General features: G+C 46.5%; 11 protein-coding genes. 6 read left to right on the top strand and 5 right to left on the bottom strand.

The window, feature by feature from the left end; genetic code table 11:
- The first annotated feature begins 58 nt into the window (after window positions 1-58).
- The gene (fumC, locus tag M1D90_RS04150; protein ID WP_095292311.1) at window positions 59-1,447 is read left to right on the top strand and encodes a class II fumarate hydratase; all 1,389 of its coding nucleotides are present in this window, start codon (window positions 59-61) and stop codon (window positions 1,445-1,447) included.
- A 45-nt stretch (window positions 1,448-1,492) separates the two neighbouring features.
- On the opposite strand, the gene M1D90_RS04155 is transcribed toward fumC, so the two are convergent.
- Window positions 1,493-2,377, bottom strand: coding sequence for a TetR/AcrR family transcriptional regulator (locus M1D90_RS04155; protein WP_023856229.1), 885 nt, complete (start codon window positions 2,375-2,377; stop codon window positions 1,493-1,495).
- A gap of 187 nt (window positions 2,378-2,564) precedes the next feature.
- On the opposite strand from M1D90_RS04155, the gene spxO reads away from it, so the two are divergent.
- Window positions 2,565-2,729: an anti-adapter protein SpxO gene (gene spxO, locus M1D90_RS04160; RefSeq protein WP_023856228.1), complete on the top strand. Its 165-nt coding sequence runs from the start codon at window positions 2,565-2,567 to the stop codon at window positions 2,727-2,729.
- A 23-nt stretch (window positions 2,730-2,752) separates the two neighbouring features.
- On the opposite strand, the gene M1D90_RS04165 is transcribed toward spxO, so the two are convergent.
- Window positions 2,753-4,099, bottom strand: a complete 1,347-nt coding sequence (locus M1D90_RS04165) for a sensor histidine kinase (protein ID WP_146874762.1) — start codon at window positions 4,097-4,099, stop codon at window positions 2,753-2,755.
- Entirely contained in the window at window positions 4,096-4,770 is a 675-nt protein-coding gene (locus M1D90_RS04170) for a response regulator transcription factor (RefSeq protein ID WP_023856226.1), read from the bottom strand. Before M1D90_RS04170 ends, M1D90_RS04165 begins: the two co-directional genes overlap by 4 nt.
- Window positions 4,771-5,008: 238 nt before the next feature.
- On the opposite strand from M1D90_RS04170, the gene M1D90_RS04175 reads away from it, so the two are divergent.
- Window positions 5,009-6,379, top strand: coding sequence for a S1C family serine protease (locus tag M1D90_RS04175; protein WP_105981212.1), 1,371 nt, complete (start codon window positions 5,009-5,011; stop codon window positions 6,377-6,379).
- 298 nt (window positions 6,380-6,677) lie between these two features.
- On the opposite strand, the gene M1D90_RS04180 is transcribed toward M1D90_RS04175, so the two are convergent.
- Together M1D90_RS04180 and M1D90_RS04185 are read right to left on the bottom strand one after the other, a co-directional pair.
- Window positions 6,678-7,142 carry a Dps family protein gene (locus tag M1D90_RS04180; RefSeq protein ID WP_020452896.1) on the bottom strand — a complete coding sequence of 155 codons (465 nt, stop codon included), beginning with the start codon at window positions 7,140-7,142 and terminating at the stop codon, window positions 6,678-6,680.
- Window positions 7,143-7,235: 93 nt separating this feature from the next.
- On the bottom strand, window positions 7,236-8,078 hold the full coding sequence (locus M1D90_RS04185) for an SDR family oxidoreductase (RefSeq protein ID WP_456283157.1): 843 nt from the start codon (window positions 8,076-8,078) through the stop codon (window positions 7,236-7,238).
- 142 nt (window positions 8,079-8,220) lie between these two features.
- Between M1D90_RS04185 and M1D90_RS04190 the strand changes: the two genes are divergently transcribed.
- From M1D90_RS04190 to M1D90_RS04200, 3 genes are all read left to right on the top strand, one after another.
- The gene (locus tag M1D90_RS04190) at window positions 8,221-9,375 is read left to right on the top strand and encodes a D-alanyl-D-alanine carboxypeptidase family protein (RefSeq protein ID WP_224146405.1); all 1,155 of its coding nucleotides are present in this window, start codon (window positions 8,221-8,223) and stop codon (window positions 9,373-9,375) included.
- 110 nt (window positions 9,376-9,485) lie between these two features.
- The gene (locus M1D90_RS04195) at window positions 9,486-11,270 is read left to right on the top strand and encodes a M3 family oligoendopeptidase (RefSeq protein WP_456283158.1); all 1,785 of its coding nucleotides are present in this window, start codon (window positions 9,486-9,488) and stop codon (window positions 11,268-11,270) included.
- Window positions 11,271-11,349: 79 nt separating this feature from the next.
- The gene (locus tag M1D90_RS04200; RefSeq protein WP_145625306.1) at window positions 11,350-11,796 is read left to right on the top strand and encodes a YusW family protein; all 447 of its coding nucleotides are present in this window, start codon (window positions 11,350-11,352) and stop codon (window positions 11,794-11,796) included.
- The last annotated feature ends 15 nt before the right edge of the window (window positions 11,797-11,811 follow it).

Genomic DNA, 11,811 nt, shown 5'->3' on the forward strand with positions numbered 1-11,811 from the left:
TATCGATTTTTATCGAAATATAGATTATTGCAGATTGAGAGAAGGAAGGGATTCGAAAGTGGATTACAGAATTGAAAAAGATACGATGGGTGAAGTCAAGGTTCCCGCCGATAAGTTTTGGGGAGCTCAAACCCAAAGAAGCAAGGAGAACTTTAAAATCGGTTCTGAGAAAATGCCGCAGGAAATTGTGTATGCGTTTGCAATCCTAAAAAGAAGCGCCGCGATTGCCAATGAAAAGCTTGGCAATCTTGAAGCGGAAAAAAAGGAAGCGATTGTTTCCGTATGCGATGATATTTTAGAAGGAAAGTATGACAGCCATTTTCCGCTGGTCGTCTGGCAGACCGGGAGCGGAACACAGAGCAACATGAATATGAATGAAGTCGTGGCAAACAGGGGAACGGCTTATTTGCAGGAAAAAGGCTCAAGCCTGAAGATTCATCCGAATGATGATGTCAACCGCAGCCAAAGCTCTAACGATACATTCCCGACAGCGATGCACGTGGCTGCTGTCCTCGCGATTCACGATAAACTGATCCCGGCGATTGACCGCTTGAGAGGCACGCTGCATGAAAAAGCTGAAGCGTTCAAAGACATTGTCAAAATCGGCCGCACTCATTTGCAGGACGCGACACCGCTGACATTGGGACAGGAAATCAGCGGCTGGGTATACATGCTGGACCGTTCTAAAGAGATGATCCTTGAATCGGCTGACAAAATCCGCGATCTTGCCATCGGCGGAACTGCCGTGGGAACAGGCATTAATGCTCACCCTGAATTCGGAAGCACTGTTGCCGGAGAGATCAGCGCCTTGACCGGACAGACATTCAAAAGCTCGCCTAATAAGTTTCATGCGCTGACAAGCCATGATGAACTGACACACGTTCATGGCGCACTTAAAGCGCTTGCAGCAGATCTCATGAAAATCGCCAATGATGTCAGATGGCTTGCAAGCGGACCGCGCTGCGGAATCGGCGAATTGATTATTCCGGAAAATGAGCCGGGAAGCTCGATCATGCCTGGAAAAGTAAACCCTACGCAAAGCGAAGCGCTGACAATGGTCGCATCCCAAATCATGGGGAATGACGCAACGATCGGCTTTGCCGCGAGCCAGGGGAACTTTGAGCTGAACGTCTTTAAACCGGTGATTATATACAACTTCCTGCAATCCGTTCAGCTTCTTGCCGACGGTATGAATTCATTCCATGACAAGTGTGCCGTGGGAATCGAGCCTAATCGGGAAACAATTGAAAAGAACCTGACCAATTCTCTCATGCTGGTTACGGCTTTAAACCCGCATATCGGATACGAAAATGCGGCGAAAATCGCGAAGCTGGCCCATAAAGAAGGGCTGACGCTGAAAGAAGCGGCGCTCAAACTGAACCTTTTAACAGAGGAGCAGTTCGACGAAGTTGTAAAACCTGAAGAAATGGTGAAACCGAAAGCATAATCAACAAACCGGCTGCATGTATTGCAGCCGGTTTTGTTTTGCGAATCATCCGTGCGGATGGTGCATGTCTTTTTTGATCAATTCAGCGAGTTTGTCCGTTTCTTTTCGAATCGCGTCATATTCCTTCAAGTTGGATATCATGCCTTTGATGATGGCGTTTTTGCGCTTTTCTTTTCTAAGCTCTTTTTCCAGAATATCCAGGCTTTCGGCAAGATCGGCGGGAGGAGCGCCGTTGTACTGCTTGTTCGCTTTGACCCGCATTTCATTGAGGAGGGCGTCCTTCAGCGGATCAAATGTGTAAAAGGGGCCGAACCACTCGTCTGCTTTTTCGAATGAAATCAGCGGCTGATCATTGCGCTTGATCATCCCCTTTGCCAAATCGTCGAGGCGGTTCAGCATGTGGTCGGCGAGAGACTGCAGGTCGAACGAATGGTGCAGCAAAATCATCAGCTCAAGATAGACATCGCTCATTCCGTTGATCATAAAGCACAGTTCGGCGCTGTACGGTTCAATGTCTTTGCCGTAAATGTTCTGGATGTTTTCGATGTGCAGCCTGAGCGTGGTTCTCCGCATTTTTTTCGCGAACGCTTCAATTTCGTCATTAATCGGCATTGACCGCTCATTAAACTGCATCGTGATAAACTCTTTGTGCTCCAAAATGTTTTCGAAAAAAACGACGAGCTGCATCCGGTACACATCGCGCGGATGGTCATGCTCCGTTTTGATTTTCTGAATTCGGGTAAAGATTCTTTCATAGTAGTAGTGAAGAACTGAAAGGAGGAGCGCTTCCTTTGATTTAAAATAAATGTAGAAAGCGCCTTTTGACATTTGGCACTCTTTTGCAATTTCCTGAACTGAAGTAGAGCTGTATCCTTTTTTTGCGAAAAGTTTGATGGCTGTTTCAATAATGACTTTCTCTTTTTGTTTCATTGCTTTCACCTTCCTGAAAGATCGAACCCGAAAGCGGCTTTCGGCGGACCGTGGTGACTGGCGGGTCACTTTTTCTGCTCCGTTATATTTTTAACTAGATTGTAACTTGTTTTTTTGTTTGATATTATTTATATTATAAAGTAAGGTGACCGAGTGGTCAAAATTTGTGGAGAAAGGGTGAAGGTTGATGAAAGAAATCGATGATATGATCAGGCGCCTGCGCAGCAGGGGAATTAAGGTGGACAAAGTCAAATATCCAAAGCATGTCTTGTGCGAAAAGAAATGGATGAAAAAGCCGAAAAACACGATGAAGCCCAGCTATCGGGATTTCAACGGCTATTCGTTTATATGAAAAAAGACTGCAGCGTCTACAGTCTAATTTCGCGGAACGGATATTGAGTAGCACACACCGGTTTGATCATTCCGAATGGTCATGTCAGCATGGTGGAGCGTCAAGATTCGTTTAACGATGCTGAGTCCAATGCCGAATTCGCCTTTCTTCCCTTTATTAAAAGGCTCATACAGGCTGGAAAGCATCTCTTCTTCAATGTGTGGTCCGTCATTTTTAATGGTGATCAACGTATGTTTTTTCGTCGACCTGACGCTGATTTCAATGCATGTCTCCGCATAGCGGATCTGGTTTTCAAGAACGTTTTCCAACAGCTTGCTCCATTGTTCTTGATCGCCCGTCAACATTGTTTCCTCTTCAAGATCAATCTTCCAGTTCAATTCTTTTTTGGACCATTTCAAGCGTTCAACAACTTCTTTAATGACCTCTTGTATATCAAAAGTTCCGTACTGTCTTTCTTGTCTCAGCAAATAATCAAGCTTTGTCAGATAAAGAAGATCCTTGATTTTCTTTTCAAGTTTTTCAGCTTCGCCTTCAATGACTTCAATCGTGTTTTCCAAATCTCCTTTAGGGTAGATGCCGTCTTTGATCGACTGGGTATACCCGCGGATGACCATGACCGGCGTTTTCAGATCGTGGGAGATGTTTTGCAGGAGGGTGCGTTCTGTCTCATCTTTCTGGATGAGCTTTTGCCGCATGTCCTCAATGGTGTGTCCGAGCTTGCCGATTTCGTCTTCCCTGTCGACAATCACGGGATCATCCCAGTCCTGTTTAGAGATTTGTTTGACGTGTTTTTCAAGCGTGACGAGCGGTCTTGATAAATATTTCGCCAGCCAGATGGAAGGAATCCAGCTCAGCAAAATGACGACAATCAAAATAAACAGCAGCTGCTTAAACAGCGTATGGGACAAATCGTCCCTGTATGAATCAAGCGCATAGGACAATAGCAGAAACGTCTGGTCCTGGGTCTGGATTTTTTTGAGCACAAAGAAAATGTGCTCTCCGTTGACATTCTCCGAATACCTTTTTGAGGACTCGTCCTGTTTTTTGCCGAGCTTCTGAACCTTCTCGATAAAAGAATCGGGGAGGATCTGCGGGCTTTGGTAGACGGTTCCTCTCTCAGGCAGCAGGACGTGCTGAACGTGGCGGTTTGTGCTTCGTGAGCCGCTGCTTCCGCCGAAGCCTCTTTCCGGTGAATCGGAAAATCCGTATTCTGTCAGAACATGCTGCTCATTTTCAATGTTCGTATAAATTTCGTCAGTAAAAAAGTTCTGCAGTGTTGTCGAGAATAAAAACGTCAGCAAAATCGAGACCGTTAACAGGATGCCGCAAATGACACTCCAAATTTGAAAGGCGAGCGACCTGTTCTTCATGATTTCAACATCCTGTAGCCGAACCCGTAGATGGTTTCCACTTTCAGTTCGGGCATTTTCTTGCGCAGCCTTCTGACAAGATCGTCAACGACGCGGTCGGTTCCGAAGTAATCGTCTCCCCAGACGCTGGTGAGGATATCCTCCCTTGAAAAGGCGCGGCCTTTGTTGTTTATAAATAGAAGCAGAAGATCAAATTCCTTTGACGTCAAATTGATCATGCTGCCATTTTCATAGACTTCTCTCAAGTCTTCATAGACTTCATAGCAGGAAACCGGCGTTCCTTTCTTCATTTCTCCCGGTTCTTCTTTATATATCAGCTTGAGCAGCTTTTGTACGCGGATGATCAGTTCCCTGGGGAGAAACGGCTTAGATATATAGTCACTGCTGCCCAGCTCAAGCCCCAGCACTCTGTCAATATCGGCATCGCGTGCAGAAATAAAAATGACGGGGACTTCCGGATCATGATTTTTTATTTCTTTTATTAGCGTATACCCGTCGATATCTGGTAACATGATATCGAGAATCCATAAATGAGGTGACTGGCCTATTTTTTGCCTGGCACTTTCACCGTTTAGAAAAGAAGTGACGTGCCAGCCTTCACTCTCTAAGTATTTTGTCAGCAATTCATTTAAATTCTCTTCATCTTCAACTAGATAAATGGAGTATGACAAGGGCGGTTCACATCCTTTCTACGTCATTATACTAGTTTTAACATAAGTCTGGTCAATTTTCATAATTTCACATATTCTTTTCATTTTTATCCCACAATGTTTTCGTAACATACTCATCAGGGAAGAAAGGGAATGAAAACAGAGTGAACGACGGCCGGGTCTCTTTTTTTGTGGATGTTAAAGCTTTTATGCCATTTGCGATAGTTGAAGACAAGAAAAATAAAGGAAGTGTACGCTTATGGATTTTAGACGCGATGACGAACAAAAACATGCAAATGAAGAGCAGCTTCGCGAAGAAGCGCAGACGCCGCAAACGGCAGGTTCTGAGGAGCAGCAGTCAGAACAGCCGGCAAAGGAGCCCGAGCTGATTTTAAAGAAGGATACAGACGATCAGTCAGATCTTACGAATAAAGAAACCGCTGCAGCCCTGGAAGATGCCAAGGAAACGAGAGCGGCAAAAGAAAAGCGGCGTAAGGCTTCGTGGCTGAGCCCGATTTTGGGCGGCATCATCGGGGGCGGCTTAGTGCTTGGAATCTCTCCGTATCTTCCGGGCGATCATCCGAGCGAAACCGCCGGAACCGGACAGACAGAGCCAAAGCAGTCGCAGAATTTCAACACAAAACCTGTTACAAACGCAGATAACGTGCCTGATATGGTGGAAGATTTGGAGCCTGCGATCGTCGGCGTTTCAAATATTCAAACGAGCTTCGGCTTCTCTGAGGACGACGTGGAGGAAAGCGGCACGGGATCAGGCGTCATCTTTAAGAAAGACGGCGGCAAGGCCTACATTATTACAAACAACCATGTCGTTGAAGGCGCTTCGAAGGTAACCATCTCCTTATACAACGGTAAGACAGCGGATGCCAAGATTATCGGCAGTGACGCTTTGACTGATCTGGCTGTTTTAGAGATCAGCAGCAAAGGCGTTGATAAGGTTGCAAGTTTCGGAGATTCCGCAAAACTTCGCGCCGGTGAAAAAGTAATCGCGATCGGGAACCCTCTCGGCCTTCAATTCTCAAGAACGGTTACAGAAGGTATCATCAGCGGTGTCAACCGGACAATTGAAGTCTCCACATCTGAAGGGAATTGGGATATGAACGTCCTTCAGACAGATGCGGCGATCAACCCTGGAAACAGCGGCGGCCCTCTGATTAACAGCAGCGGGCAGGTCATCGGCATCAACAGCCTGAAGATCAGCCAAAGCGGTGTTGAATCACTTGGTTTCGCGATTCCGAGCAATGATGTTCAGCCGATCGTTGACGAGCTTTTGCAAAAAGGAAAAGTGGAGCGGCCTTTCCTGGGTGTGCAAATGATCGATATGCAGCAGGTGCCGGAACAGTATCAGCAAAATACGCTTGGCCTTTTCGGAGACCAGCTCAATAAAGGCGTGTACGTCGATAAAGTATCGCCGAAATCGCCTGCGGCTGATGCGGGCATGAAAGCCGGCGACGTCATCACCAAAATGAACGGCAAAAACGTCGAAACCACTTCAGATCTCAGAAAAATTCTTTATACTGAAGCAAAAGCAGGAGATACCGTCACATTTGAGGTGCTGAGAAACGGAAAGCAAACAACAATGAAAGCAAAGCTTGCGAAAAGCAAATCATAAATAAAAGCCATGGCGTCTGCCATGGCTTTCAGCGTGTCGCCAAACCCGCGCATTCGTTGTCAAGCCTGCGCGTCGGTGCTCACGAATAGAGGAAGGATCGGCGGCTAACCGCCCAGGCGTCCTGCCTAAACGCCGCCGTCATCACATCCTGTGAAAGTCAGCTTCCGATGCTCGGCTTTCCTAGACTGCAAGGGTTGAGGGTCACGCTGAAAGGATGACAAAATCCCAAAACTAAAAGCCGTTTTGGGATTTTGTCAACAATCTGAAGCCATGGCGTCTGCCATGGCTTTTTTTTATATTACTTGTCCAAAAATGAACTAAGCATCCAAATTTGCTTATCAATTTCCTCTGTCAGGGCGATATAAAGGTCAGCGGTAGAATGGTCTGATTTTTCTTCCGCCAGTTCTATGGTATGCTGAATTTCATCGCGGATTTGACGGTAATCGCTGACAAGTGCGGAAACCATTTCTTCGGCCGTTTTTTCGGATCCGTTTTCCTCGATTGTGCCGTGGTCAAGGTATTCTTTCATTGTGGCAAGCGGCTGTCCGCCGATGGCCAGCAAGCGTTCCGCGACCACATCTGCTGTTTCTGCGGCATGGTTGTAAAGCTCTTCGAATTTTTCATGAAGGGTAAAGAACTGCGGCCCTTTTACATACCAGTGAAAACGGTGAAGCTTCGTGTAGAGAATGAACCAGTTGGACAAATTCGTATTCATTGAGTTTTCAAGTACAGGATTTTGCTGTTTTAATTGTTGAGAGATCATGTGATATTTCCTCCTCGTGTTTTCATTTGTTAATTATATTATAACAAATATAAGATTAAAATCAATACTAAATTATAATTATTTTAAATAACCTTATTTAAACAAATTTTTAATGACCGCGCGTTCCCAAATCCTCCATGGCAGGGCGCTGTGGAGGAGGATCATGAGGCGGACGCCCCTGCCGATCGGATAGCGCAGCCTGTTCAGCCGCTTTTTTACAGCGAGGCGGCAAATCAGTTCAGCCACATCATCAGGGTTTCCGTAATGTTGGCGGTTCGCCGCAATGTAGGCGGAGATTCGCTCAAAATATGTACTGTACCGTGATTCGGCTTCAGGTGCAGTGACCTGGGCGGCAAATGATGTCTCCCAAATCGCCGTCTGATACGATCCCGGCTGGACGACGGCCACATCGATTCCGAATGGGCGGAGTTCGAGGCGGAGGCTTTCTGAAAAGCCTTCAACCGCATGCTTTGATGAAGCATATGCCGAGAAAGCGGGGAAAGCGATCTGTCCGCTGATACTGCTCAGATTAATGATTTTGGCGCCGCTGTGTTTCTTCATATAAGGAAGGACCGCTTTCGTTACGGCCATCAGGCCGAAAACATTTGTCTCATACTGTTTTCTGTAGTCGTCAAGAGAAAGCTCTTCAGTAAATCCGCCGTATGCCGTTCCTGCATTATTGACGAGAACGTCTATCTGTTCGTACGGTTTCAGCTCTTCGGTAAATGTTGAAATCGATTGTTCGTTTGTGACATCTAGTTCAGTGACGGCAATCGATGAATCGATCGAAAGCTCCGCTATGCGGTTCCGTAAAGCTTCCGCTTTTTCGGGATGGCGCGCCGTTGCGATGACGAAATGAGTGCCGGCGAGTTTTAAAGCGGTCAATAAACCAAATCCGCTCGTCGCGCCTGTTACGATGGCGATTTTATTATTCAATGAGTTTCCTCCATTCAAAATTTTGGCTTGTTGACAAAAAAAGGCTTGTCAGCGGCAGTTTATCATTGCTAAAATTTAAAAAGTGCTAAAAGACCTATTTTTTATAAAAAAACGCAAGAGAGAAAGAAGGCAGGGTGACACAATGAATGTTAAACGATCCCTCCTGTTCATTATTGTACTATGTCTGACGCTGTTTTTTCATAGTTCGGCTCAAGCAGGAGAAAAAAACAAACCGGAAATTAAAAGTGTTTCCGCCATATTGATCGATGGGAAATCGGGGCAGGTTCTCTATGAAAAAAACAGCCGCAAAAAAATGTACCCGGCAAGCATTACAAAAATTGCCACGGCGATTTATGCAATAGAAAACGGAAATTTAGACGATCGCGTGAAAGTCAGCAAAAATGCTGCTCAAACGGAAGGATCAAGCGTATATCTGGAAGCGGGGGAGTCGGTTCCATTAAAACGGCTGCTCCAAGGGCTGCTGATGAATTCGGGAAATGACGCCGGAACGGCGATCGCCGAACATGTCAGCGGAAGCGTGAAACAGTTTGCGGATGATCTGAACGCGTTTATTGCTGAGCATGCCGGAGTGCATGACACTCATTTTGTGAATCCTCACGGACTGTTTGACAAAAATCATTATACGACGTCCGCCGACATGGCGAGAATTACCGAGTACGCAATGAAAAACAAAACGTTTCGAGCGCTTTTTTCGGAAAAGCAAACGTCATGGCACGGACAGACGTGGGACACGACGCTGAAAAACCATCACCGAATGCTGACAGGTGAGATTCCTTACAAAGGAATAACCGGCGGCAAAACAGGATTTGTGGATGAATCAAAGCATACCCTTGTCACAACGGCAACACGGGGCAGCCTTAATTTAATCGCCGTCATCATGAAGGCCGATAGCAAGAAAATGATGTACAGCGATACAAAAACGCTTCTGGATGAAGGATTTCACAATTACGAGACACAAGAACTCAAAAAGGGAGAGGCGTTTACCGACCAGAACGGGACAAGCCATGAACTGAAAAACCCTATATACGTGACGAAAAAGAAAGGCGAAGCCCTGAGTGAAAATGTAGACAGCGACGGAATTCTGAACATTAAAGGAGAGGACGGCAGGCTGCTTCAGGCCCTGCAAATCGCAGAACCATTCAGCGCGGAAATATCAAGCGGCACAGATGCTGTTCAAGGCCCGCCGCAAAGTAAAGGCGGATTGTATTTATTTGTGTTCGGCCTAATCGGTTTATTGACGGCCAGCTATGCGGTCAAACGGATGAGGCAGCTGTAATATGATCAGGGAAGAGGCGTGCCGGCTCACAAGCCGGCCGTTTTTTATTTGCCCTGAAAAGCCAAATTTATCTTATAATGGAAACAAGCCAATGAAAGGGGACGGGAACAATGACATTTCATCAACTTAAAGATACGTGGGATCTCGAGGTTTTCTTTAAAGGCGGGAGCGGCTCCGTCGAGTTCCGTCAATATTTAAATGAAATTAAAGCGCTGCTTTCAACTTTTAAACGCTCTGCCGAGGCTCTTACCGTCTCAAAAAGCGGTCTTGATGAATTGAAGGAAACACTTGCGCTTTTTGAAACAATTGATGTTAAAATCCGAGAAGCAGACGCTTTTGTCGGATGTCTCCAAGCGCAGGACACCGCGGATTTAAAGGCGAATGCCCTTAATTTTGAGGTCACCCAGCTCGCTGCCGATGCTCAGAAGGCGCTGGTCGTGCTTGACAGCAAATTTGCCGTTGTCTCAAATGAAGAATGGGAAGCGATCCTTCAAGAAGAAGGCATTTCCAATATCGCTTATATTTTGAATGAGAGAAGGGAGCGGGTAACGGAAAAGCTTGGTTCCGAACAGGAAACATTGATTCAAGGTTTGTCTGTTGACGGATATCATGCTTGGGGTGATATGTACGACAGCATCGTCAACCAAATTCAAATCCCGTATGAAGAAGATGGCGAGACGAAAATTCTGTCTGTAGGACAGGCGCAGAACCTGACATCTAAACCTGACAGAAAGATTCGCCGCTCCGTATCGGAAAATTTGGATCACGGCTGGGAACAGCACGCTGATTTGCTCAGCAGCACGCTGAATCACCTCGCCGGTTTCAGACTGAACGTCTATGAGGCGAGAGGCTGGGACAATGTATTAAAAGAACCCCTGGACATCAATCGCATGAAGCAGGAAACCCTTGATGTCATGTGGCAGGTCATTATTGATCATAAAAAGCCGTTTGCAGACTATCTTTCCCGGAAGGCGTCTATGCTTGGGCTGGATAAACTGAGCTGGTATGACGTCGAAGCGCCGATCGGTTCAGCGGCAAAGGAATATTCGTATCAAGAGGCAGCCGCTTTTATTACCGGGCAGTTTAAAACGTTTGGAGAAAAGCTCTCCTCCTTTGCCGAAAAAGCGCTCAGAGACAGATGGGTTGAAGCTGAGGACAGGGGAGGCAAACGCCCGGGCGGCTTTTGCGCCAATTTTCCTGACAGCGGGGAATCGAGAATATTTATGACATTTGCAGGAAGCCAGTCAAACGTTTCCACGCTGGCGCATGAGCTTGGCCATGCCTTTCATCAGGAATCCATGCTGGACGTCAGACCGCTAAACAGGGCGTACGCGATGAACGTGGCGGAAACCGCGTCCACTTTTGCAGAAATGATCGTGGCTGATGCGGCATTAAAACAAGCCGGTTCAGACGAAGAAAAACTCGTCCTTCTGGAAGATAAAGTCCAGCGAAGCGTCGCCTTTTTTATGAACATTCACGCGAGGTTTCTATTTGAAACCCGCTTTTACGATGAACGAAAAAACGGCGTCGTATCCGCCGGAAGACTGAACGAGCTGATGGAAGAAGCTCAGAAAGAAGCGTTTTGCGGCGCGCTTGGCGAGTATCATCCGTATTTTTGGGCATCAAAGCTTCATTTTTATATTACGTCTGTCCCGTTCTACAATTTTCCTTATACGTTCGGCTACTTGTTTTCGCTTGGCATTTACGCGCAAGCGCTGAAAGAGGGGGCGGCGTTTGAAGAAAAATATATCGCGCTCTTAAAAGATACAGCCTCCATGTCTGTTGAGGAACTGGCGATGAAGCATCTCGGCGCCGATCTGACGAAGCGGGATTTCTGGGAAGCGGCCATTCAGCCGGCTGTCCGTGATGCAGAAGCATTGTTAGAGATGATATAAAGGCTTCCGCTGAGAGATTGAATGAGTTTCCGCAAAGTGGACATAGCTAAGGATAATGTGCATAGAGGAGATGAACGGTATGAACCTATTTCGGATGGCCGTTATCGCTCTCGTCATGATCCTGATGACCGGCTGCCGTTCAATAGCGGAAGAACATGCCGAAGGCAAGGAGGCCGTTCCCGATAACGCTCCTGTTTCAGATGTGGAAAGCGTGCCTTACGCTGCATTTGCATTGGAAGTGAACTATGGCCGTGGAAAGCACAATTCGTTTACAGCCGTATACGACAAACAGGAGCGAGAAGAAGCATTGATTAAAGACAACCTGAACGGAGCGGACCGCGAAGGGGAAGAAGCTTTAAACGAAATGAAAATGGTTTTAAGCGAGCTTTCGATCGCCAAATCCGATTCAAAGCAGGACGTGATCAGCAATGTGCTCGAGGCTTTCAATCTTGATGAGCGATATGACCTGTTTCATCTGCGGGTGAAATGGCCGGATGGTACGTCAAGAATCTATCACGGAAAATAAACAAAAGAGCATTTC

The sequence above is a fragment of the Bacillus sp. JZ34 genome, assembly GCF_053903205.1.